This is a genomic window from Acidithiobacillus ferriphilus, from assembly GCF_018854775.1.
In the GTDB taxonomy this organism is placed as follows: Bacteria; Pseudomonadota; Gammaproteobacteria; order Acidithiobacillales; family Acidithiobacillaceae; genus Acidithiobacillus; species Acidithiobacillus ferriphilus.
The window spans coordinates 1-21,726 of the sequence record NZ_JAAZTY010000097.1; the positions used below are offsets into that span (position 1 = coordinate 1).

The following is a 21,726-nucleotide window of genomic DNA, read 5'->3' on the forward strand; positions in this document are numbered from 1 at the left end:
CGACCCGCCCCTGCAAGATAGCTTTCAGTACGCCCTGATAGCTGCCGGTGAATACAAATTCGAGACGGGCCCGGTCAATATCTGCTTTATCCAGCAGAAACAACCCTACCATATGAATCAGCGTGGCGGGATGAGCTGAAGCGACGCGGATGCGCGCCGGCAAATCAGCAATCTCTTGTATCTGGGTGGCCACCGAAGTGCATAAATACACCTCATCAAAATGGTTACGAGGCTTGGCAATAGGCACAAAATCCAATTTCTGAGCATATTGTACCCAGTCGAACGGGTTTGCATAGACCAGGTCATATTGATTGGCGAGAACCGCTGCACGACAGGCATCAAAACCATCATAAGATTGAAAACGCATCGCCTGCCCGAGGTGGCGTTGCAGATAGGTATTCATCAAGAACCACCCCGGAAGATTTTTTCCGGAATAATTAGGATCCACCGTAAAATGCAGGATGGATTCCCCCGCTGTGTTGGATGTAGGCATATTTCATAGCCCTCAAATATTAAAATCCACCGGTATCTCGCCGAGAATATTGAGGTGAATATTAAATGGCGTCATGTATTTCATCGCCGTCATCATGGATCCCTTGAATTTGAGTCGCCGAGTCATCAACGCCGACTTTCCGCTGATCTCTCCGGACAGGATTTTCTTCCAGTGGTCCAGGTTCGTCCACATGATGAAATCGCGGTGCCGCCCGTCGGAAGGTCCGGCGTAGATGATCTTCCCCGCCTTGCAGAACAGCATAACATGAGGGATATCCGGGCGATCTTCAATGTAATACTCCCAGGTGGCATTGAAGTTTTTCAGATCCTTCTGGATTTCCTGATGCGTATCCCACTGCTTACCCACCAGACGAATCCACTCCGTACTCATAAATTTTTCTGCCATAATTAGCGCCCTCGCCCTCAATAACTTGCTTATCAGGCCCCACAAAAGCAGGGCATTTTAATATATTGTTATATGCCAATTTTGTGCCAGCTTCCACTTTACTTTAATTAGGCGCTATTGCGATTTTCGCCAGTCGCTAACAAATGCTGGAGGATAATACCGGACAATAACACTCCAAAGAGCGCGGGCATAAAGGAAATGGTGCCATTAACCGTTTTGGCCCGCCCACCCGGCGCGGACACTTCTTCCGGAGGGGAGGCCCGGCGCGGTGATTCATCGGAAAAGACGGTTTGCACGTCCAGGGACGCGCCATTCTTGCGCAGCAGGGCGCGCAATTCACGGGCCAACGGACATTTTTCCGTTTGATTGAGCCTCGCGACGCGAACCCGGCGGGGGTCAATACGGTTGCCCGCCCCCATGCTGGAAAAGACGGGCAAATTCAGGGCCTGCGACGTCTGGATAAGGACCGCTTTGCAGGCGATGGCATCAATGCAATCCGCAACCACTTCAGCACCGCTGCCCATCAGCAGGGCTTGGGCATTATCAGCATTAATAAACTCCTGGCGGGTTTCAAGCACGCAATCGGGATGAATATCGCGAATCCGCGCGGCCATCACCGCCACCTTGGGCTGATCCAACGTGGAATGCAGGGCGACGAGTTGACGATTGATGTTGGAAATGCTGACCACATCGTGGTCGACAAGGGTGATGTGCCCCACTCCGGCACGGGCAAGGTTTTCCGCGACATAGCCTCCGACCCCACCAACGCCGGCAATGAGCACATGGCGATCACGCAGGGTCGCGACAGCAGGTGCACCCAGGAGAATCTCGGTGCGGGCAAAAGGATGAGGCATTATGGCGCGTCCTGAAGATGAAATAAGGTAAGGGCGTTTTGGGCAGTGACCTGCGCGATCTCCTGAGTCGGAGTATGCCGCAACTGTGCCAGACTGGCGATAATTTCGCTGAGATACGCCGGTTCATTGCGGGTGCCGGGATGCGCATGGGGTGTTTGCCACGGGGCATCCGTCTCTGCCAGCAGAGATTCCGCGGGGAGTATGGCCGCCGTCGCCCGCAGACGCTGGGCGCGCGGGTGGGTGAGCGCGCCCCCCAGCCCCAACAAAAATCCCATATCTATCAATCGGTTTGCTTGTACGAGACTACCAGAGAAACTGTGTAGCACACCGCGCAAACCAGGAAAGCGGCGCAAGGTCAGGATTACCTCTTCCAGGCTCCGTCGGGCATGGAGAATGACCGGCAGTCCCAATTGCCGCGCCATGGCGAGTTGAGTCGTGAAAGCGGATCGCTGGCGGGCAGCGTCAGGAGTTCCATCGCCAGCATCGAGCCCGATTTCTCCCAGCGCGACTGCTTGCGTCAGGAGGGTAGTCAAGGTCGCTTCCCATCGATCATCCCGATCATCCAGATAGAGGGGATGCACACCATAGGCCGGATACAGTCCAGGGTGATGACGGCAGGTTTCTTTGAGCCGGTTCCAATACTTCGGGGTATAAGCGGGGACGATGATTTTACAGACACCCACCATCTCTGCACGGCGTAGAACCGCATCACGATCATCGTCGAAGGCGGCATCATCCAGGTGACAATGGCTGTCTATCAGATCACGCACCGGCAGATCTGCGACATTTTCGGCGCCAGAAGCAAGAAAAGACATCTGCTGATTTTACGGTGACAAAACTCCGGGGTAAACATGCACTTCGTGCCGGACTGACAGATTCAGCACTTGCTGCAAAGGGCATCTTGGTCTTAAATGACCGGATATGGAGACCGCGCTGGAGAAATTATGCGTACGATGACGGCAGATCTGGCCATTTTGGGTAATGGCCCAGTGGCGCGCAGTCTGGTTCTCGCACTGGCGGGCAGCCCGCTGCGCGTGTTGCTGCTGGATACATATCCCCTGGCGCAGGCACGACCGCGGCTGACAGAGCGCACTGTCGCGCTGGCCTTGGGTAGCCGTCGCCTGCTCAGCCGCCTGGGGGTAGCCATGCCGCTGGCCGATGCCGCCGCTATCCAGACCGTGCAGATTACCCAGCAAGGCATCCGTGGGCAGGTGCGCCTGGAACATAGCCTGCTGAATGCACCAGAGCAAAGACTGGGTGAAGTCGCTGGTCTGGAGACCCTGAATGATGCCCTGGCCGTGCCGCTGGCGCGTTGTCACACCCTTCAGCAGGAATCACCGGGACCATTGCAGGCCCTGCAATGGTTTCCGGATCGGGTGCAACTGGACTGGCCTGATTTGCGGGTCGAGACAGCGCTGACGGTGATTGCCGATGGCGGCCATGGCGAACTGGCACGGCTGGCAAGCCTACGACGCATGGGCTGGGATCATAACCGCCATGCCATCATCGCCACAGTGAGCCCGCGGCAACCCCTGTCCGGCATTGCCTTCGAGCATTTTCTGGAGAGCGGACCGCTGGCTTTCCTACCCATCGGCAACAACCAGTTCTCCATTGTCTGGAGCCTGCGCCCCGGCGATGCCAGCCGCGTACTGGACTTTTCTGACGCAGAATTTATAGAGGCCCTGAACCGTCAGAGACCGCCGCAATTGCCACCACTCGTCGTGACTGGCCCGCGTAGTGTCTATCCCCTGTTTTTCCAGCGGCTCTGGGGCGAGCCTGGTCAGCGTTTGGCCTTGGTGGGTAATGCCGCACAGACCCTGCATCCTTTGGCTGGACAAGGTTACAACCTGGGATTGCGGGATGCGCTGACTCTGGGTGCCCTGCTGCGGGAAGCGGCGCAGCGCGGTGACGATCCGGGGGGCAAATCACTACTCAGCGACTATGTCCGCATCCGTCGCCGCGATCGCTTGGAAACCATCGCCTTTACCGAAACGATGAACCGCCTGTTCAGCAGCCCGCGTCTGCCGCTACGCCTGGCACGGGCCGCGGCTCTGGCGCTCCTGGATCAGATACCGCTGGGGAAGCGGGAACTCGCGGCGCGGCTGGCTGGCATTCATCTCCCGGCGCAAAGCGCCGTCCCGGATTTGGCTATGGGCGGAACCTATGTCGGATAGTGCCAACTACGATCTCATCATTTCCGGCGCCGGCATGGTCGGTGCCAGCCTCGCCCTGGCCGCCCAACAGGCGGGGTTGCGCGTTGCTGTGTTCGAAAAACGCAGCAACGCGGCATGCGCGGCGGCGGACCCCCTTGATCGCGCCAGTTTAATCGCCACCGGGTCCGGACGTTTTCTGGCCAGCCTGGGCATTGATCCCGCGCTGCTGGGCAGTGCCGTGGAACGCATGCGGGTCTGGGATGGGGAAGGTTCGGGCAGCATTCATCTGGACGCCGAAGAAAGTGGAGAAGACCGGCTCGGGCACATTGTCGAGAATCGTCGTCTGGAACAAGCCCTGCACGCTGCGCTGGAAGGCGCCGGGTTACACATTCATTACGGACGGGAAGTCACCAGCGCCTTTGCCGATAGCAGAACCATGTACGTCGCCGATGCCGCGGGGACGGAGTTCCACGGCACCCTGCTGGCCATTGCAGAGGGCCGGCAGTCGCCGTTGCGCAAAGCGCTCATTCAGGCACCGGTTTTCCGGGAAGATTATGGGCAGGATGCCATTACCGCCACGGTCTGGATCGAAAAATCCCATCGCCACATCGCCTATCAGCGCTTCCTCTCCACCGGTCCGCTCGCGGTGCTGCCCTTCAGCGATGATGCCGACGGCAAAGCCCGTGCCTCCATCGTCTGGAGTGCAAAACATGCCCGTGCGCGACACCTGATGGCCCTGGATGACACCCGTTTTCTCCACGAACTGTACCAGGCCTTTGGGCCGCAACTGGGACATTTCCAACACATCGGACGACGCAGCAGTTATCCGCTCGCGGCCCTGCACAGCAGCCGTTACGTCGGGGAACGCAGCGTGTTGCTGGGAGATACCGCCCACGGCGTCCATCCGCTGGCGGGCCTGGGGGTGAATCTGGGATTTCGTGATGCTGAACAACTGATAAAGGTCATCACCACAGCCCGCCGACATCATGAGGATTGGGGCACAGCCGCCGTACTGCGTCGCTATCAAAGTGCGCGGCGGCCTGATAATCTCGTCACCGTACTGACTTGCGGCGCCCTCAGTCATCTTTTCTCCAACCGCAGCCGCGGTCTCGCCCGGCTGCGCGACTTGGGGATGTTGGGGACGGGGATGATCGCTCCGGTCAAACGTTTTCTCATCCGTCAGGCCATGGGCCTTTAAGGAGATTGTAGATGCAACACCGTATTGCTGATGATATCGCCGCCGCCATTGGCGACACCATCGCCCGTTTAGGGACGGTCAAGGAAGATGTAGACAAGCAGGCGCGCGCCATGCTCTCCAACGCTCTGGATCGTCTGGATCTCGTCACTCGCGATGAATTTGATGTGCAGCAGGAACTGCTCTCCCGCCTCGCCGCGCGGGTCGCCATGTTGGAAGATCGCGTCGACGCCCTGGCACCCAAGGCCACTGTAGACGAAGACGCCAGCAAGGGCTGAGCGTTGCCGCTGGCGCTAGTCCATAGCCGCGCCCTTACCGGAGTGCAGGCGGCGGACGTCACCGTGGAATGCGATCTGGGTCCCGGACTGCCTACCTTTGCCGTCGTCGGTCTCGCCGAAACGGCGGTCAAGGAAGCCCGTGACCGGGTGCGCTCGGCTATTCAGAACAGTGGCTTTGAGTTCCCGGCGCGGCGTATGGTCGTCAATCTGGCCCCCGCCGACCTGCCCAAAGAAGGTGGTCGCTTCGATCTACCCATGGCCATCGGTATTCTCGCCGCCAGCGGACAGCTGCCTGCAGCCGCACTGAAACGACTGGAGATGATTGGCGAACTGGCGCTGGACGGCAGCCTGCGTCCGGTAACGGGCACGCTCTCCAGCACCCTGGCAGCGGGACAAGCCCATCGTGCCATTCTGGTGCCGCAAGGCAATGCCCAGGAAGCCGCTTTTGCTCAAAGCACCCCCGTCTTTGCCTGCGCGAATCTGGCCGAAGCCGTCGCCCACCTACGCGGCACGGATCGTCTGCCCGAGGTCATCTCCGATGCCGAGGCCCAGGAATCCGCCATTCCCTACCCCGATCTGCGTGACGTACACGGTCAGGAAACGGCCAAGCGGGCGCTGATTGTCGCAGCGGTAGGCGGCCATCACCTGCTCCTGTCGGGGCCACCAGGCACCGGCAAAAGCATGCTGGCGGCGCGACTGCCCGGCCTACTGCCCCCTCTACGCCGCAGCGAGGCGCTGGAAGTGGCAGCCATCCACAGCCTGCAAGGAAACGGCTTTGATATTCGCCATTGGGGTAGACGCCCGTTCCGTAGCCCCCACCATAGTGCCTCTTCAGCGGCACTGGTGGGCGGGGGTTCGCACCCGCGTCCCGGCGAAATCAGTTTGGCGCACCACGGTATTCTTTTCCTGGACGAAATGCCCGAGTTCCCCCGCGCGGTATTGGAAGTACTGCGGGAACCGCTGGAGTCCGGAGAAATCCATATCGCCAGAGCGGCGCGGCGAGCCACTTTTCCGGCCCGTTTTCAGTTGGTCGCGGCAATGAATCCCTGTCCCTGCGGCCATCTCGGTGATCCGCAGCAGATGTGCCGCTGTACCCCGGCGCAGGTCAGCCAATACCGCAACCGACTCTCTGGCCCACTGCTGGATCGCATCGACATCCAGATGGAAGTGCCCGCCCTACCGGTGAGCGCCTTACAAGAGGCGGCACAGGGCGAAAGTTCTGCCTACTGGCGCGAACGCATAGCTCAGGCCGTTGATCGCCAGTGGCAGCGCCAGCAGGGGCGCAACGCACAACTTCAGGGCGAACTGCTGGCGCAGTTTTGCGCCCTGGATGCGGTGGGCACCCGCCTGCTCAGCCGCGCCAGCGAAACCCTGCATCTTTCCGCACGCGCTTACCATCGCGTGCTGCGTGTTGCCCGCAGTATCGCGGATCTGGAAGGGAGTGATCCGATCAGTAGCCAGCATCTGGCAGAAGCCATCCAGTATCGACGTCTGGCACAGACACTGGCACGGTAATTTTTATGGATCTGCATGGAACCGCGATGAATTCCCCCCTCTGGGCCTGAGCCCCATCGGCCATACCATAGCCGCTGCAAGTTGTATCAGCGGCTATGACGGCCGCGGCCCCGCCCTAGTCCTTATGGACAGTCATGTGCTGCCCAAGCGCAGAGCCTGCCGAAGAGGGCAAAGCCGTCTCCATACGGGCTATGGTCGCCATCTGGGAAAAATACATTGCGGCGCGTTGCGTATTTTTGGCGACGCCCAGGCCCTTTTCATAAACCAGACCCAGGTCAAAATCCGCCCGGGCGCATCCGAGGCGAGCCGCCTGACGGTACCAGTGCAAAGTTTGCGGCCAGCCTTTGACGACGGTATGTTCCTGGCGGGTGATCAGGGGCGAATAGAGGGTGCCGAGGTAGAAGGCGGCCTTGGCATCCCGCGCTGATGCTGCCTGCTGCAACCGCGCCAGCGCAGCTGGGTCCTGTTCGGCCCGATTGCGCAGAGATTCCAGATCCTGCGCCAGCGCCGCGAAAGGCCACAGGCCGCCAATCAGCATAAATATCACGCATCGAAGCATGACTTCTTCCTCCTTCGCTTTGGATCAGCTTCCCGCATGCTCCCGAGTAGCGTGGAACACCACCTGTGGCCAGCGCTCCATAGTAAGATCAAGATTAACGCGGGAAGGCGCCAGATAGGCAAGACGATTTCCCGCATCTTCGGCGAGCTGTTCTCCATGCTTGCGGGTAAATTCGGCGAGTATTTTGGGATCATCACACTGAATCCAGCGCGCCGCCTGCACCGCCGCCGGATCAAAAATCGCGTCGACGGCATATTCGGTTTTCAGCCGTTCCGCTACCACATCAAATTGCAGTACGCCCACCGCACCCAGGATCATATCCCCGCCTTGCAGTGGTTTGAAGACCTGGGTGGCGCCCTCCTCCGCCAGTTGTTGCAGCCCCTTTTGCAGTTGCTTGACCTTGAGGGGGTTACGCAGACGCACCCGTCGAAACAGCTCCGGCGCAAAGTAGGGAATTCCGGTGAACTGCAAGGCCTCACCCTGACTGAAACTATCGCCAATCTGAATGCTGCCATGATTATGCAGGCCGATGATGTCGCCAGCGAAGGCCTCTTCCACCAGTTCCCGCTCCTGGGCGAGAAAAGTGATGGGATTATGCACCTGAATATCCCGACCCAGGCGCAAATGTTTGATCTTCATGCCCCGCTGAAAGTGCCCGGAACAGACCCGGAGAAAGGCCACCCGATCGCGATGCTGAGGATCCATATTGGCCTGAATCTTGAACACAAAACCGCTGAAAGCCTCTTCTTCAGGCCGCACCGTCCGCCCCGTGGTGGGACGGGGGCGAGGTGAAGGCGCCCAGTCGATAAGGGCCCCCAGCAATTCCCGCACCCCGAAGTTATTAATGGCCGAGCCAAAAAACACCGGCGTTTGCTGTCCTTCCAGAAAACCCTCCAGAGAAAAAGGATGGGAGGCACCACGCAGCAATTCTACCTGTTCCCGCAATTCAGACATCTCTTCGGGAAAGCGCCGGTCCAGCTCCGGGTTATTGATCCCGGCAATCCGCTCCACCGTCTGCTCCCGGTTTTCCCCACCAGCGGCGAAAACCAACACCTCATCGCGTAACAGGTGATACACCCCGCGAAAACGCTTACCCATGCCGATGGGCCAGGTTACCGGCGCACACTGAATACCCAGCACCGACTCCACTTCATCCAGTAATTCGGTGGGATCGCGGCTTTCGCGATCGAATTTGTTCATGAAGGTGATGATAGGGGTATCGCGCAAACGGCAGACCTCCAGCAGTTTGATGGTCTGTGCCTCAACGCCATTGCCCCCGTCGATCACCATCAACGCCGAATCCACCGCTGTCAGTACCCGGTAAGTATCTTCGGAGAAATCCTGATGACCCGGCGTGTCCAGCAAGTTGATGACATGCTCGGCATATTCAAACTGCATCACCGAACTGGCGACAGAAATGCCGCGACTCTTTTCAATGGCCATCCAGTCGCTGGTGGCGTGACGATTGCTTTTGCGCGCTTTGACCGTCCCTGCCAACTGAATCGCGCCCCCGAAGAGCAGGAGTTTTTCGGTAAGCGTCGTCTTACCGGCATCAGGATGGGAGATGATGGCAAAGGTGCGGCGACGCTGAATTGCGTCAACAAACGCGTCAGCCGGGGCCGCGGCAACAGGGGATAACGACATAAAAGATTAACCTTCTTTGAGTTGATTTACGGACGGCAGGAGCGACAAGGACAAGACCAGCGCATCTTCCCGACCCTCTTCATTGCGATAATAATTCAAACGCACCCCGATTTCATGGAAACCCTGGGAACGATACAGATCCTGCGCACCGGTATTGGACACCCGCACTTCGAGAAAGGCCCTTTGCGCACCCAGTTGGCTGGCCCGACAGAGAAGATGTTGCAGCATGTGTCGCCCGAAACCGCGTCGACGCAAGCTAGGCGCCACACCGAGGTTAAGGACATGCGCCTCGGCCGCACCCGTGGACAAGACCCCAAAGGCCACCAACACACCGGCGTCATCCTCCATAATCCAGGCATCATAGCCCGCCTGCATGCAATCGCGGAAAATGTTCCGCGTCCAAGGTCCCGGCGAAATATGCGACTCCAGCGCCGCCACCGCATCCAGATCATCGGCCTGCATGGCGCGCAGATTCATTTTTGTTGCTCCTCCGGCAGAGAAGGACGGATATAGTGCGGCTCCAGCGATATTGGGGAAATGCCGCAATCTCCTGCCTGGTAGCGCACCTGGGCAAGGCGCAATACGGCCTCGGCCCGCGGCAAACTGTCACCGCTCCAACCGAGTATGCCAGCGCCCTGCCAGCAGGCATGATAGGCTTGCCAGCCAGTGCCCAACCCCCACCACTGACCAGCAGCAGGCCAATCCACGGCATCGGGTACACAGACTTTTTCCGTACCTTGCAACTGCGGGATCCCCTGCGCATCCTGACAGAACACCCCGGCGTAAACTTCACCCCTGCGCGCATCAAGCGCCGCCAGCATCTGTGGCTGCGGCACCGTCGCAGCCAGTGCCTGCAAACTGGAGACGGGGTAGACAGGCAACCCTCGGGCCATGGCCAACGCCTGCGTGGTGCTGACACCGATGCGCACCCCGGTGAAGCCACCCGGACCTACGCCGCAAGCGATGGCCTCTATATCGGCGAGGGTGATGCCAGCACGATCCAGCACCCGTTTAATCATGGGTAACAACAACTGACTGTGACCATTAGCCGCCACGACAAACTCTTCCTGCACCCCATCTGCCGTACTGACAGCCACCGAGCAGGCCTCGGTAGCTGTATCCATGGCCAGGAAACGGCGCGCGTCCATCAGGCTTTTCCCCGCCAGAAGGCCTGGATTGCATCGAGATCGGAAACACGCTGCATGGGCGGCAGACTATCGAGAAATATCCGTCCGTAGCCCTTCGTGCGCAAGCGTGGATCACAGAGCATGAGCACTCCGCGATCCGCCTCGGAGCGAATCAGCCGCCCAACCCCCTGGCGCAGGGCAATGACCGCCTGCGGAATCTGCAATTCCCGGAAAGGCTCGCCGCCCGCTGCCTGACACTGCTCCGTGCGGGCCCGCAGAATCGGGTCCGCGGGATTTGCGAAGGGCAACTTGTCGATAATGACACAGGAGAGCGCTTCACCCTGCACATCCACTCCCTCCCAGAAACTCGCGGCACCCAACAGTACTGCATTACCCAAACTGCGAAAACGGTCCAGAAGGCGGGGCCGGGGCATGCTCCCCTGCACCAGGATGGGAAAGGACAACCTCTGGGGCAAGGCCGCCGCCGCTTCTTGTAAGGCGCGGTGACTGGTAAAAAGAAAAAAAGTCCGTCCCCCGCTGGCTTCAATGATCGGGACCGCCGCTTCCAGACAGGCGTGGGTGTACGTGGGATGATTAGGCTCCGGCATCGCCGGTGGCATATACAGCAAGGACTGCCGGGCGTAATCAAAAGGTGAGGCGGCGGTAAAGGTGCTTGCACCCGTCAAGCCCAGGGCCCGCTCAGTGCTGGCGAAACTGCCACCGACCCGCAAAGTCGCGCTGGTCAGAATCACGCTTTCCACCGGCTCCAGCAAATGCCTCTGCAAGGAGGCTGAGACATCCAGCGGGGTGGCATGGAGCTGCACCGTACGTGTCTTCTTTTCCTGCCAGAACACCATGTTCGGGGTATTGTGCGCCGTAAAAAAATCGACCGTCGCCAGCAAAGCTGCGCCGCGTGCCGCACATTGCTCCAAGCCCTTGCCACGTGTTGCGGCCGCAGTCAGGGCCTGGCTCAGCTCCGCCACAGCCTGACGCAAACGGGCGAAGGCAACGCTTTGCATTTTATCCGTTTGCAAAGTCCAAGACCCGCGCTCCTCACCGGGACCCAATGCGGTTCGCCACGCGGTAGTAAGAGTTTCCACCTGTGCCGCCGCCGCCAGCAAGCATTCATCATCCCCCGCTTCGGTCAGAGTCTCGGTACGGCTGTCCCGGGCCCAGTCCCAGAGCTGATGACTGCTCAGTTGCTGGCCGAAATAACGGCTGGCCAGCTCCAGCACTTGATGTGCCTCATCCAGCACCATCGCTTCGACCCGCGGCAATAAGTCCCCCATGCCGTTCGCCTTCAATGCCAGATCGGAGAAGAGCAGGTGATGATTCACCACCAAAATATCCGCCTCCTGCGCCTGCCGTCGCGCCTCTATGACGTGACAGCGCCCATACTCTGGGCAATCGCTGCCGAGGCAGTTGTCCCGGGTCGAGGTCACCAAGGGCCAGACCGGCGAATCCTCGGGTACCGAAGTCAGTTCGCCAACGTCCCCTTCCCGGGTCTGTCCAGCCCAGTCCGCAACCCGCGCCAAAGGCGCAGCAAGAGCGGGCGCTACGCCCTCGGCACTGAAGCGTTGCAAACGATGCCGACAGAGATAATTAGCCCGCCCTTTGAGGCGGCTGACCCGCAGCGGCTTTCCGGTAGTCCGCAGCAGCAACGGAAAATCCTTTTCCAGAATTTGGTCCTGCAAGGCCTTGCTACCCGTAGAAACCAGTACTTTGCGCCCGGAAAGCATGGCCGGCAGGAGATAAGCGAAAGTTTTGCCCGTCCCTGTCCCCGCCTCGATCAAGGCGACACCGCCGTCGCGCAACGTATGGGCCACCTGCGCGGCCATGGCCTGTTGCTGCTCCCGTGCCCGGAACTGCGGCAGCACCTGGGCCAACGCCCCCCCTTGCCCCAACAGCACGGACCAGTCCTCTCCCTCCCCGATCACTCCCGACACCATTTCCGCTCCCGTTTTATCATCGGTCCTGCTATTTTTACACAATTTCCTGGTAAAGAGGGCATTTCATGTATAAGCGGCGCGCACGCATCCTATTCTGGCATCCGACTGATTCGGCAAAGGCCCGCTATGCCGCCGCGTTGGCGGAAGCCTTGGGCGCGGACTGGCTGGAAGCGAGGGCGGATGAAACCGACCATGCCTGGCCTGATCTCCTTATCGCCCTCGATTGCCACACTGCGCCAGACATCCCTCGCGCGGCGCATACCAAATGCAAATACTGGCCCCTGCCCCAGGATGGCTGGGAGGACACGGTACACGCGCGCATCCTCGGCGTCCTCGGCGGCTTGCGTCTGCTCGCCCGCATGGACCAGAGTCCGGCGCCCGGCCAGACGGCAACGCCCTTTGACAAGGCACCCAGACTGAACTAAACCTCTAAAAATGGATCACATTTGTATGCGCCATAGAAACGCATTATAGACAAGCGCGATCATTCATCGACAGAGCGCACTGCCTGTTGACTTCAGGAGGAGAGCACGATGGAAGTCATCCATAAGGACGAGCAGAGTATCACCATCCGCTTCGACAAAAAGGATCTTGCTAAAATAGCCGAACCCATAGTGAGAAATGCCGAAAGCTTTGCCAAGAATACCTTGGATATTGTCTACCTACTGGCCGAGCAGGACTACCGAACAGATGATCACTTCGAACAACCACCCCATGTTTTTGACTAAAGGAAGGCATCCATGCAAATTCTCGAAGAGAAGGAGCAGAGCGTAGATGTTGTTCTGACTGTCCACGAGGCGGCGCAAATCGCCAGAAACATCCTGGAGAACCAAAAAGCGGCCGGCCCAGGGGCGGTGGCACTGGCCGAGCTGCTCCAGAAAGAGGGCTTCACGGTTGTGCAGAGTCAGGCATCTGATCGTTACGAGTGGAAGACACCGGATGATATGGAGCAGAACGCCTAAGCACTCATGTGCATCGCGGCCAGCCGTGTTTGCGCGCATCGTAAGACCCTGTGGGCTAAAACAGGGCGCGGGGTTTTTGGCGATGACGGGCAAACATTTACTGAGTCATCAGGAAGCGTTGGATACCGGCAAGCTCCGCGCACCGTCAAAACGCGCCGCCCAATAAGGGTCCTTCAGACTTGCCACCTGAACACCCGTACGCGAGGTCTGGGCACTGACAAAGTGCTGGTGACCAATGTAAATCCCGACATGGGAATAAGGTCGATGCAACGTGTCAAAAAACACCAGATCGCCAGGTTTCAGATTGACCAGGGAAACTTTCCGCAACTCAGATGCCTGGGCATAAGAGGTACGCGGCACCTGAATATCAAACTTCGCTAATATGTATTTAACAAAGCCACTGCAATCGAACCCAGAGGATGGACTCATACCACCCCAGCGATAGGGCGCACCAATAAATTTGAGTGCGGCAACCACCATCGAACGAGGTGATAGCCAAGAATGGCCACCAGAGTGGCTGTCCATCTCCGCATCCTGCCCTTCTTGCGCGATATCATTGGCCAGTTCGGCTACCGCTTGTGGCCCGACAGCGGCATTGCCACTGCTTTCCAAGGCCTGCAAGGGGTGGCGTGCCCAATGATAGGCATGGCTGGCCAACATCGCCAAAGCGAGTCGCAAATGAGACTGCTCTGGTGCTGATGTAACGGTTACCGCATCCACCGACGCGTCATTCGTCACCATACCTGTCTTGACCGGCGTCAGCGAATGATCGACAAAAGCAGGGTTCGTTACCTGCTCCACATCGACCGTAGGAAAGGATTGCACTTTAAAGTCATAAGTCGCAACGTGCCGCGGCGCCGCACCCACTCCGGCAAACTCGACAGGCGCGAGGTGCATCAAGCGCAACGCCGTCGGTGTCAACGCCATATAATCGTTTTTTGAAGCTCGCGATACCGTCCTCTGGACAGGTCGAAAAACCATCTTTTTCGCCTGCCTGGCAGGCATCAGCCTCTTGTTACGCATGAACTGCATTTGGACTGCTTTCGGGTTTCTTGCGGCGCTCTTATCGTGGAACCCCGCGCGGGTATGGTGACTGATCCGATGCAAAGCCTTGTGGCCTGCCGCGTGCGGCGCCGCCTGACACACACTGATCCCACCTAGAAACGTCAATACCGCCACAGCAATCCGCCAGCGATGCTTCTTCTGCATTCCTTAAATCTCCCGAATCACTTGGGAATCGCCGCTGCATAATATGCCATCCGGCTGATTATGCAGCGCCATTACCGTCTCTCATTAAAGACAGAGAAACTTCGAGGCTACCCCCTTGCCCACAATAAAAAAGCCGAACAAGTTCGGCTCGATATGCATACTGGACGTGGAGGCACGGCAACGACTCAGAGTATCGTGCGGGCGGACGCCCGCACGATAGCTCCCTCCCAAATCGAGTCGAAAATCAGCCATTAGCAAAATCGATGCTCCATAGTCCATGTTTGGGACTATAGGTCGTATCCATGCTCGAGGCAAGACCCCATCGCTAGTTATAACATGATATGGAGCCAGCTCTTATAGCTACTGGCCCGACAATTGCTTATAAAGCTTGGGAATGATCGTCATGGAGAGGAAACCGATGCACACTTCGACAGTGAAAAGGTGGGGGCGAATACCTACCGGCAAAACCTTGATGCGCTCCAGAGATGGACTCCGGTTCCGATCTGCCCTCTTGCCTGGCTTCCTTGCCCTCTTGCTCTTCCTGGTGCCCCCTCTGGTGGCGGCTGCCCCAAATGGCACAGTACGAGACGCTGTACCGCTCCTCCAACGGCTGGAGCATGCCCACTGGGTCGCTCAGGGACATGGTCCGCACATCCTCTATGTCATCTTTGATCCTAACTGTCCCTACTGCCATGCCCTCTATGATGAACTGCAACCACACATCCATCCGGATCAACTGACGGTTCGCTATGTGCCGGTGGGATACCTCGCCCCCTCCAGTTTCGGGAAAGCGGCCGCAATACTAGAGGCTAAAAACCCACTAGCCGCCATGCAAAAAAACGAAAGCGGCTTTGATAAGACAAGCCATCACGGCGCTATTGCCGAAATCCTGCCCAATGCAGCCAGCACCAACGCGCTCCACTCAAACATGGGGATTCTTAAGGCTACCGGGCAAAAAATCGTCCCCACCTTGATTTATACACGCCGCGATAACACCGTGAAAATTATTAAAGGCACCCCAGACAAGACGGATTTGCCTGCGGTTTTGAAGGAGATTCGCTGAGACCTCTCAGTCAAGGAGTTAAGATGTAGATCAACGGCGAGAATCAAAACTTGTTGACAGGCACACCCATTTATATAATATTGCGAATCATTCTTATTATTAATTAAACGGTGGCCCGTGCCTTTGCTTTCCCGCCCCACTACTGTGCTTCTCCTCTTCTGCGCCAACATCCTCGGATCCGCCTCCGATGCCTGGGCGGTGGATGAGCCCGCATCCCCCGGAAATGGACCGATCCTGAACATCTCCGGTATTTCGCCCAAATATTTGCCCACTTACAACTATATTGCCGATGGTCTCTCCTGGGCCGGGCACCTTGATAGCGAGGTTTCCACCAATTTTTCCGGCGGCATCAAGCAGGGCAGCGCGGGCAATATCGTCGGGCAGATAGGCGCCGGATATGACACCGGAAAGGCGGGTCTGTGGAAAGGCGGTAAATTCACCCTCTCCCTGATGGGCATTTACAACAGCGCCATTCAGCAGAACTATAGTGGCGACATCCAGACGGCCAGTAACATCTGGGCACCCGACGCGGTCCGTTTTTACGACGCCGCCTTCCGTCAGCACTGGACGGACTGGCTCAATACCCGTGTCGGTTACATGGATGTGAACTATTACTTCGATGTCACCGCCAACGCCTTGCAACTCATCAACAGCTCCTTTGGCATGGCACCGACCATGACCGTCAACGTCCCTGGTACCGCCACCTATCCTTACCCAGGCCTGGGGCTTCTGGCGGGTATCCATGGCGAGCACCTGAGTAGCAAAGTCGCACTGTTTCAAGGTGATCCTCAGCATCAGGTCTCTGCCTTTGAACGCGGCTACATGGCCTTGTGGGAAGGCGGTCTGCACTGGGGCAAAGAAGCGGAAGACGACCTTGAGGACAGCAGCGACAACTATGGTCAGTACATCCTTAAAGCAGGTGCCTGGCATTACCAGCTGTCCGACCCGGGCCGCTACGGGCTCTCCCCCACAACTTCGGGCGTCTATGCCATCGCCGAAGGGAACTGGAGCCTGCCGGGAGAACGTCGGCTGGGGGCCTTTGTTCAGATGGGTGCTGCGCCACAGGACATCAATCCAGTCCCCTGGTATCTGGGACTGGGTCTACGCCTGGGCCATCCCTTCGCCAGTCGCCCGGATGACAGCCTGTCCATCGGTATGGCGCGTACTTGGCTGCGTCCCAATCCAGCGGCAGAGAGCCTTGGCAGGGAAACCACAGCCATCCGCAATGCCGAGACGGCTTACGAACTTACCTACGTCGCGAAACTCACTGGGCACCTCAATCTGCAGCCTGATCTGCAATATATACAGCATCCCAACGGCTATTTTCCTGATGCGACCGTCGGTATGGTGCGTTTGCATGTGGAATTTTTCTGAATGCGGAGGTCGAGCCAGTGAATCCATCCCTGTTCGTGGGAGACCTTAAACTGGGCGACAGCGCCAGAGTACGCGATGTCCTCGGCGGCAGAGGCATGCAGCAACGCATGCGCATGCTCGGCATCCGCCGAGGCACCGATATCCGCGTGGTCCATGGTCCGGGCAAGCGCGGTGCGGTATTGCAGGTGGGTGGAGCACGCCTTGCACTGGGCTGGGGCGTCATCCAGCGTATTGAGGTGGAGTTTTGCCGGGGGCCGATTCCCGGAATATAGGAGAACAGGCATGAGCGCATGTCACGAAGAAAACCAGAAAACTCAAGCCACAGCGGGACTACCGATCATTGCCCTGGCAGGCAATCCGAACTGCGGTAAAACCACTCTGTTCAACCTGCTGACTGGCACCCATCAGCAGGTAGGCAACTGGCCAGGCGTTACCGTGGAGCGACGCAGCGGCAGCATGAGCCTGGACGGGCGCAAGGTCTCCGTGGTGGACCTGCCGGGTGTGTACAGCCTGCTGGGGGGAGGCGGCGAGGATCAAGCCGTGGCGCGCGATTACCTGCTCGACGGACCGGTCGATCTAATCGTCAACATTGTCGACGCCTCCAATCTCGAGCGGCATCTGACCCTGACTGCCGAATTGCTGGAAACAGGTCGCCCGATGGTTCTGGTAGTGAACATGGTTGATGAGGCCGAGGCCCAGGGACTGGGAGTGCTCACGACTGAGCTCTCCGCAGCGTTAGGTCTACCGGTGGTATCCATGGTCGCCCGCAGGGGCAAGGGACGCGGTAACCTGTTGGACAGCCTGACGCAGGCACTTAGGCAAGCACCCCACGGTACTCCGCCTCCCCATGGCCTGTTGATAGAACGGGCATTGGGTGTCCTGACCGCCTTGCTGCCGGACAGCAATCCCGTACGCCGGCGCTTCGACGCCTTGCGCCTGCTCGAAGGCAGCGCCGAACCCGCCGACTCCGGGATGGAACATACCCTGCGACAAATCATCGCGGAGGTGGAGGATGGCAGCGCTGAAACTCCTGCCGATCTGATCATGGACCAACGTTTCGGCTGGGCGCAGGAAATGGCCGCCACGGCGCTGCATCGTAACGGATATACTGGAATGCGCCAGCGGATCACCGACCTGCTGGATCATGTGGTACTGAATGACTGGTTCGGTATTCCCGTTTTTTTGCTGGTGCTCTATCTGATCTTCGTCGTCAGTTTCAGCGGCGGCAATATCTTTTTAGATTTCTTCGATCAAGCCTCCGCTGCGCTCCTGATTCACGGGGTCGGCCATGTGCTGCTGGAGACGGGACTACCCACCTGGCTGATCGCTCTCGTTGCCGGGGGCGTTGGCGGCGGACTGAATCTCGTGATTTCCTTCATTCCCCCCGTTGGCCTGACTTTCGTCTTTCTGGCCTTGCTCGACGATTCGGGTTACATGGCCCGCGCCGCCTATGCCATGGATCGTCTAATGCGTCGTCTGGGGCTGCCCGGCAACGCGCTTGTTCCCATGGTGATCGGTTTCGGCTGTAATGTACCCGCCATCATGGGATCACGCATCATCGAAGATCCGCGCGGACGTATCCTGACCGTGTTGATACAACCCTTCATGTCCTGCTCCGCACGCCTGACCATTTATATGGCCTTTGCCGTGGTGTTCTTTCGCAGCAATGGTGGACAGGTGGTCTTCGCCCTCTATGTGCTGGGTATCATCGTCGCCCTGCTAACGGCCTGGCTGCTCGGGAAAACCGCCTTGCGCGGTGAGGCGCTGCCCTTTGTCATGGAACTACCGCCCTATCGCCTGCCCGGCATCCGGAGCGTGGTGTTGCAGAGTTGGCAACGCCTGAAGGTGTTCACCTTCCGGGTAGGCCGGGTGATTGCGGTCATCGGCGTGGTGCTCTTCATTCTCCCAGGCATAGGCTGGACAGATCACGGGCTGCGCAGTACCGACATTGACCATTCCCTGCTCGCCCAAGGCAGCCGTGCGCTGGTGCCGATTTTTGCGCCCATGGGGATTCAGCAAGGAAACTGGCCAGCCATTTCCGGGCTGATCGCAGGGGCCGCCGCCAAGGAGATCGTGATCGGCACGCTGAATGGTGTTTATCAGCGGCAGAATGCAGCCGACCTGATGGCAACCTACCGCGATCCCGACATTGCCGGGCAACTCTGGGGCGCGCTCAAGACAATCCCCACCAATACCATTACCTTTATTACCACGCTGGACGATCCTTTGGGCCTGTCCGCCATGGAATCCACCGCCTCCACCCAACAGGCCTCGGGGGCGGAAAGCGTCACCCTCCAGGCGATCGCGACCAGCTTCACCGCCCTTTCGGCATTTGCTTACCTGGTTTTTGTGCTGCTTTACGTGCCCTGCGCCAGCACCATGGGCGCGCTCCGCCGGGAGGTCGGCTGGGGTTGGATGATCTTCTCCCTGCTGTATGGCTCCAGCCTGGCCTGGGGAGCGAGCACGCTGATTTACCAAACGGGCACCTTCGCCAAACATCCGGGATCCTCTGGAGCATGGATCATAGGGGTACTGGCATCTTTTGCCTTGCTGGTCATTGGTCTGCGGCTTTATGGGCAACGCGCGGCCACCTTAGCGAAGCCCTCTCTGAACCAGAAGGCGGCGTCAGCATGAAACCTTTGTTCGCGGTTCGGGAGCTACTGCAGAGACAGGGTATGGCCAGCGCCAGCCAGATCGCAGCCGAATTAAGACTTTCTGTCAGGCTGGCCGAGGATATGCTGACCTACTGGCAGCGCCGAGGCGCGGCAGAGCTGGTACTGGTCGGAGCCCCTAAAAACTGTGGCACCCGTTGCGATTCAGGCGGGTGCGGCAGTTGCAGCAGTACCCCCGCGGCCCCCATTCAGGCCTACCGCTGGCGCGACAACGCAGGAAAAGCAGCGATAGCTATCGTATCGCTTGCTCCGCTGCCACATGTGGATAGAAACATTACAGATGTCGTGCAGCTTAATCGTATTAAGGAGGGTAGCCCTTTATAACTCCCATTAGACCGCATGCTCTCAACTGGCTGTTGCGCTCGATTATGTTATCTTAAAGACACTCAGAGCGGTGTTTGATCGACCATGGCGAACGAGGTGGTAGATGCGGGTAAAAGTAGCAGCCATTCAGATGGCCGTAGGGGAAGACGAGACCGACAATATCGCCAAGGCGCTGCGCCAAGCAACCTCGGCGGCGGACGCGGGTGCCCAGATCATTCTCCTCCAGGAACTTTTCAGCACACCATACTTCTGCAAAGATCAGAACCCCGACTTCCTGACCCTGGCGCAGCCCCGCGAGAGCCACCCCGCCCTGCTCGCCATGCAAAAGCTGGCGCGGGAGCGCGAGGTCGTGCTCCCGGTCAGCTTTTTTGAGCGCGCCAATAACGCCTTCTTCAACAGTCTTGTGGTTTTTGACGCCGACGGTAGTGATCTGGGGCTCTACCGCAAGGCACATATTCCGGATGGCCCCGGTTATCAGGAAAAATTCTATTTCAGTCCGGGTGATACGGGATTCCGTGTGTTTGACAGCCGTTACGGACGCCTCGGCGTCGCCATCTGCTGGGACCAATGGTTCCCGGAAGCGGCGCGGGTGATGGCGCTGCAAGGCGCAGAAATCCTGTTCTATCCAACCGCCATCGGCTCTGAACCCCAGGCTCCGGAAATCAACAGCCGCGGGCACTGGACCAGAGTTATGCAGGGCCACGCTGCTGCCAATCTGGTCCCCGTGGTGGCTGCCAACCGGGTGGGCCGAGAAATCGGCCAGGAAAGCGAGATCACCTTCTATGGCGGATCTTTCATCAGCGATGCTACCGGCGCGCTTATAGTCCACGCCGAGCAGGAGGAGACCATCCTCTACGCCGATCTCGATCTGCAAGCCCTCGCCGCACAGCGGCTGGAGTGGGGCCTCTTCCGTGATCGCCGTCCTGAACTCTATGCGCCTATCCTGACCCTGGACGGGAGTCCGCGCCATGAGTGACCCGCAGCCTCCCGTCATCGCTCTGAGCGCATACGAGCACAACGGCAAAGCCTTTTCTCTCGCCCCGCAGTATGCCGCCGCCGTCTGTCGGGCGGGCGGGTTACCCATCGTCTTCCTACCCCAGTGCCCCGAAGCCCGCATCATTTTATCGCGCTGTGATGCCTTGGTGCTCACTGGCGGCGGCGACATCTCTCCCGATTTTTATGGCGCAGCATGCGACGACAGCATCCATGCCGTGCACCCAGACCGCGACACCGCTGAGATTGCTTTGGCGCAAGAGGCCATCGCCCGGCGTATCCCGATGCTCGGCATTTGCCGCGGCCTGCAAATTATTAATGTCGCATTGGGCGGCGACCTTCTCCAGGACCTGCCCAAAAGTATTGGCACCCGCATCTGCCACCGCAATGCTGAACATAATCCCATCATGCATGAGGTCATTGTCTTGCCGGACACGTTGCTGGGGGGCATCGTCGGGCGAGATACTCTGGAGATATCCTCCTGGCATCACCAGGCCATCGCGAATATGGCCCCCACACTACGCATCAACGCTATTGCCGAGGATGGCATCATTGAAGCAGTGGATATGCCCGGCAATCCGGACATCTTCGCCGTCCAATGGCACCCGGAACATACAGCCGCCGGTGACCCGCACCAGCAGGCCCTGTTTAACTGGCTGGTACAGCGCGCTACCCGGCGCATGGCACGCGCAACAGCACACGGCGAGACAAAAAGGCCTAGCGGGAGGAAGGATGCTCGGAAGGCTGCAAACGCTGTTGCAGCCAAGCCAGCGCCGCGGGAACCAGCGAAATCACAATGATGGCGACGATCACTATATTCAGGTGACTTTTGACCCAGGGAAAACGCCCGAGGAAATAACCGGCACCCAGCAAGCCCCCCACCCACAGGAAAGCGCCCAGCAGATTGAAGCCAAAGAAGCGACGATACGGCATGGTGGCAATACCTGCCACAAAAGG

The 21,726-nt window shown here is 58.8% G+C and carries 25 protein-coding genes; 14 read left to right on the forward strand and 11 right to left on the reverse strand.

The annotated features are described in order from the left end of the window. The 4 genes from HF921_RS07370 to HF921_RS07385 form a co-directional block, all read right to left on the reverse strand. Positions 1–403, reverse strand: a 403-nt coding sequence (locus HF921_RS07370; protein WP_264318189.1) for a phosphate/phosphite/phosphonate ABC transporter substrate-binding protein, incomplete at its 3' end; no start/stop codon positions are given. A 102-nt stretch (positions 404–505) separates the two neighbouring features. Next, positions 506–898, reverse strand: coding sequence for an SCP2 sterol-binding domain-containing protein (locus tag HF921_RS07375; protein WP_064220083.1), 393 nt, complete (start codon positions 896–898; stop codon positions 506–508). Between the two features lie 107 nt (positions 899–1,005). Then, a complete protein-coding gene (locus HF921_RS07380) occupies positions 1,006–1,752 on the reverse strand; it encodes a tRNA threonylcarbamoyladenosine dehydratase (protein ID WP_064220082.1) in 747 nt (248 codons plus the stop codon). Further along, on the reverse strand, positions 1,752–2,567 hold the full coding sequence (locus tag HF921_RS07385) for a TatD family hydrolase (RefSeq protein WP_226834388.1): 816 nt from the start codon (positions 2,565–2,567) through the stop codon (positions 1,752–1,754). Before HF921_RS07385 ends, HF921_RS07380 begins: the two co-directional genes overlap by 1 nt. A gap of 129 nt (positions 2,568–2,696) precedes the next feature. Between HF921_RS07385 and HF921_RS07390 the strand changes: the two genes are divergently transcribed. Genes HF921_RS07390 through HF921_RS07405 form a run of 4 tightly spaced genes read left to right on the forward strand, consistent with a single transcriptional unit; the run spans position 2,697 to position 6,893 of the window. Then, the gene (locus HF921_RS07390; RefSeq protein ID WP_064220080.1) at positions 2,697–3,926 is read left to right on the forward strand and encodes an FAD-dependent monooxygenase; all 1,230 of its coding nucleotides are present in this window, start codon (positions 2,697–2,699) and stop codon (positions 3,924–3,926) included. Continuing rightward, positions 3,916–5,103: an FAD-dependent monooxygenase gene (locus HF921_RS07395; protein ID WP_064220079.1), complete on the forward strand. Its 1,188-nt coding sequence runs from the start codon at positions 3,916–3,918 to the stop codon at positions 5,101–5,103. Before HF921_RS07390 ends, HF921_RS07395 begins: the two co-directional genes overlap by 11 nt. 11 nt (positions 5,104–5,114) lie before the next feature. Continuing rightward, the gene (locus HF921_RS07400) at positions 5,115–5,378 is read left to right on the forward strand and encodes an accessory factor UbiK family protein (protein ID WP_064220078.1); all 264 of its coding nucleotides are present in this window, start codon (positions 5,115–5,117) and stop codon (positions 5,376–5,378) included. Between the two features lie 3 nt (positions 5,379–5,381). Beyond that, positions 5,382–6,893 carry a YifB family Mg chelatase-like AAA ATPase gene (locus HF921_RS07405; RefSeq protein ID WP_215893599.1) on the forward strand — a complete coding sequence of 504 codons (1,512 nt, stop codon included), beginning with the start codon at positions 5,382–5,384 and terminating at the stop codon, positions 6,891–6,893. A 115-nt stretch (positions 6,894–7,008) separates the two neighbouring features. Here the strand turns inward: HF921_RS07405 and HF921_RS07410 are convergent, their stop codons facing one another. The 5 genes from HF921_RS07410 to HF921_RS07430 are packed head-to-tail and all read right to left on the reverse strand — an operon-like array spanning position 7,009 to position 12,172. Then, positions 7,009–7,452 (reverse strand): SEL1-like repeat protein, encoded by a 444-nt coding sequence (locus HF921_RS07410; protein WP_064220076.1) that lies wholly within the window; start codon positions 7,450–7,452, stop codon positions 7,009–7,011. Positions 7,453–7,476: 24 nt separating this feature from the next. Further along, entirely contained in the window at positions 7,477–9,096 is a 1,620-nt protein-coding gene (locus HF921_RS07415; RefSeq protein WP_064220075.1) for a peptide chain release factor 3, read from the reverse strand. A gap of 6 nt (positions 9,097–9,102) precedes the next feature. Then, positions 9,103–9,573, reverse strand: coding sequence for a ribosomal protein S18-alanine N-acetyltransferase (rimI, locus tag HF921_RS07420; protein WP_064220074.1), 471 nt, complete (start codon positions 9,571–9,573; stop codon positions 9,103–9,105). After that, the gene (tsaB, locus tag HF921_RS07425) at positions 9,570–10,244 is read right to left on the reverse strand and encodes a tRNA (adenosine(37)-N6)-threonylcarbamoyltransferase complex dimerization subunit type 1 TsaB (protein WP_215849150.1); all 675 of its coding nucleotides are present in this window, start codon (positions 10,242–10,244) and stop codon (positions 9,570–9,572) included. The genes rimI and tsaB overlap by 4 nt, the downstream gene beginning before the upstream one ends. After that, positions 10,244–12,172 carry an ATP-dependent DNA helicase gene (locus tag HF921_RS07430; RefSeq protein ID WP_226817469.1) on the reverse strand — a complete coding sequence of 643 codons (1,929 nt, stop codon included), beginning with the start codon at positions 12,170–12,172 and terminating at the stop codon, positions 10,244–10,246. Before HF921_RS07430 ends, tsaB begins: the two co-directional genes overlap by 1 nt. A gap of 65 nt (positions 12,173–12,237) precedes the next feature. On the opposite strand from HF921_RS07430, the gene HF921_RS07435 reads away from it, so the two are divergent. The 3 genes from HF921_RS07435 (at position 12,238) to HF921_RS07445 (ending at position 13,134) form a co-directional block, all read left to right on the forward strand. Then, positions 12,238–12,597 carry a hypothetical protein gene (locus HF921_RS07435; protein ID WP_064220072.1) on the forward strand — a complete coding sequence of 120 codons (360 nt, stop codon included), beginning with the start codon at positions 12,238–12,240 and terminating at the stop codon, positions 12,595–12,597. A 108-nt stretch (positions 12,598–12,705) separates the two neighbouring features. Further along, the gene (locus tag HF921_RS07440) at positions 12,706–12,900 is read left to right on the forward strand and encodes a hypothetical protein (protein ID WP_064220071.1); all 195 of its coding nucleotides are present in this window, start codon (positions 12,706–12,708) and stop codon (positions 12,898–12,900) included. 12 nt (positions 12,901–12,912) lie between these two features. Next, the gene (locus tag HF921_RS07445; protein ID WP_064220070.1) at positions 12,913–13,134 is read left to right on the forward strand and encodes a hypothetical protein; all 222 of its coding nucleotides are present in this window, start codon (positions 12,913–12,915) and stop codon (positions 13,132–13,134) included. 108 nt (positions 13,135–13,242) lie between these two features. On the opposite strand, the gene HF921_RS07450 is transcribed toward HF921_RS07445, so the two are convergent. Further along, positions 13,243–14,061 carry a C40 family peptidase gene (locus HF921_RS07450; protein WP_226834389.1) on the reverse strand — a complete coding sequence of 273 codons (819 nt, stop codon included), beginning with the start codon at positions 14,059–14,061 and terminating at the stop codon, positions 13,243–13,245. An 838-nt stretch (positions 14,062–14,899) separates the two neighbouring features. Here HF921_RS07450 and HF921_RS07455 point away from each other — a divergent pair. From HF921_RS07455 to HF921_RS07485, 7 genes are all read left to right on the forward strand, one after another. Then, positions 14,900–15,406, forward strand: coding sequence for a thioredoxin fold domain-containing protein (locus HF921_RS07455; protein WP_319025480.1), 507 nt, complete (start codon positions 14,900–14,902; stop codon positions 15,404–15,406). A gap of 117 nt (positions 15,407–15,523) precedes the next feature. Continuing rightward, the gene (locus HF921_RS07460; protein WP_064220067.1) at positions 15,524–16,780 is read left to right on the forward strand and encodes a carbohydrate porin; all 1,257 of its coding nucleotides are present in this window, start codon (positions 15,524–15,526) and stop codon (positions 16,778–16,780) included. 17 nt (positions 16,781–16,797) lie between these two features. After that, positions 16,798–17,052, forward strand: a complete 255-nt coding sequence (locus tag HF921_RS07465; RefSeq protein ID WP_064220066.1) for a FeoA family protein — start codon at positions 16,798–16,800, stop codon at positions 17,050–17,052. 10 nt (positions 17,053–17,062) lie between these two features. Then, on the forward strand, positions 17,063–19,414 hold the full coding sequence (gene feoB, locus HF921_RS07470) for a Fe(2+) transporter permease subunit FeoB (RefSeq protein WP_064220065.1): 2,352 nt from the start codon (positions 17,063–17,065) through the stop codon (positions 19,412–19,414). Continuing rightward, positions 19,411–19,776, forward strand: a complete 366-nt coding sequence (locus tag HF921_RS07475; RefSeq protein ID WP_215893600.1) for a FeoC-like transcriptional regulator — start codon at positions 19,411–19,413, stop codon at positions 19,774–19,776. Before feoB ends, HF921_RS07475 begins: the two co-directional genes overlap by 4 nt. Before the next feature lie 103 nt (positions 19,777–19,879). After that, positions 19,880–20,752 carry an N-carbamoylputrescine amidase gene (gene aguB / locus HF921_RS07480; protein ID WP_215893601.1) on the forward strand — a complete coding sequence of 291 codons (873 nt, stop codon included), beginning with the start codon at positions 19,880–19,882 and terminating at the stop codon, positions 20,750–20,752. Beyond that, the gene (locus HF921_RS07485) at positions 20,745–21,569 is read left to right on the forward strand and encodes a gamma-glutamyl-gamma-aminobutyrate hydrolase family protein (protein WP_226834390.1); all 825 of its coding nucleotides are present in this window, start codon (positions 20,745–20,747) and stop codon (positions 21,567–21,569) included. Before aguB ends, HF921_RS07485 begins: the two co-directional genes overlap by 8 nt. Here the strand turns inward: HF921_RS07485 and HF921_RS07490 are convergent. Then, positions 21,487–21,726, reverse strand: a 240-nt coding sequence (locus tag HF921_RS07490) for a DedA family protein (RefSeq protein ID WP_404813115.1), incomplete at its 5' end; no start/stop codon positions are given. The two genes, HF921_RS07485 and HF921_RS07490, sit on opposite strands and share 83 nt — an antisense overlap.

Excerpts from the sequence above, each read along its gene's own strand:
- HF921_RS07375 (WP_064220083.1), bottom strand. The coding sequence starts at position 898 with ATGGCAGAAAAATTTATGAGTACGGAGTGGATTCGTCTGGTGGGTAAG.
- HF921_RS07380 (WP_064220082.1), bottom strand. The coding sequence starts at position 1,752 with ATGCCTCATCCTTTTGCCCGCACCGAGATTCTCCTGGGTGCACCTGCT.
- HF921_RS07385 (WP_226834388.1), bottom strand. The coding sequence starts at position 2,567 with ATGTCTTTTCTTGCTTCTGGCGCCGAAAATGTCGCAGATCTGCCGGTG.
- HF921_RS07390 (WP_064220080.1), top strand. The coding sequence starts at position 2,697 with ATGCGTACGATGACGGCAGATCTGGCCATTTTGGGTAATGGCCCAGTG.
- HF921_RS07395 (WP_064220079.1), top strand. The coding sequence starts at position 3,916 with ATGTCGGATAGTGCCAACTACGATCTCATCATTTCCGGCGCCGGCATG.
- HF921_RS07400 (WP_064220078.1), top strand. The coding sequence starts at position 5,115 with ATGCAACACCGTATTGCTGATGATATCGCCGCCGCCATTGGCGACACC.
- HF921_RS07410 (WP_064220076.1), bottom strand. The coding sequence starts at position 7,452 with ATGCTTCGATGCGTGATATTTATGCTGATTGGCGGCCTGTGGCCTTTC.
- HF921_RS07415 (WP_064220075.1), bottom strand. The coding sequence starts at position 9,096 with ATGTCGTTATCCCCTGTTGCCGCGGCCCCGGCTGACGCGTTTGTTGAC.
- rimI (WP_064220074.1), bottom strand. The coding sequence starts at position 9,573 with ATGAATCTGCGCGCCATGCAGGCCGATGATCTGGATGCGGTGGCGGCG.
- tsaB (WP_215849150.1), bottom strand. The coding sequence starts at position 10,244 with ATGGACGCGCGCCGTTTCCTGGCCATGGATACAGCTACCGAGGCCTGC.
- HF921_RS07430 (WP_226817469.1), bottom strand. The coding sequence starts at position 12,172 with ATGGTGTCGGGAGTGATCGGGGAGGGAGAGGACTGGTCCGTGCTGTTG.
- HF921_RS07435 (WP_064220072.1), top strand. The coding sequence starts at position 12,238 with ATGTATAAGCGGCGCGCACGCATCCTATTCTGGCATCCGACTGATTCG.
- HF921_RS07440 (WP_064220071.1), top strand. The coding sequence starts at position 12,706 with ATGGAAGTCATCCATAAGGACGAGCAGAGTATCACCATCCGCTTCGAC.
- HF921_RS07445 (WP_064220070.1), top strand. The coding sequence starts at position 12,913 with ATGCAAATTCTCGAAGAGAAGGAGCAGAGCGTAGATGTTGTTCTGACT.
- HF921_RS07450 (WP_226834389.1), bottom strand. The coding sequence starts at position 14,061 with ATGGCGTTGACACCGACGGCGTTGCGCTTGATGCACCTCGCGCCTGTC.
- feoB (WP_064220065.1), top strand. The coding sequence starts at position 17,063 with ATGAGCGCATGTCACGAAGAAAACCAGAAAACTCAAGCCACAGCGGGA.
- HF921_RS07475 (WP_215893600.1), top strand. The coding sequence starts at position 19,411 with ATGAAACCTTTGTTCGCGGTTCGGGAGCTACTGCAGAGACAGGGTATG.
- aguB (WP_215893601.1), top strand. The coding sequence starts at position 19,880 with ATGCGGGTAAAAGTAGCAGCCATTCAGATGGCCGTAGGGGAAGACGAG.
- HF921_RS07485 (WP_226834390.1), top strand. The coding sequence starts at position 20,745 with ATGAGTGACCCGCAGCCTCCCGTCATCGCTCTGAGCGCATACGAGCAC.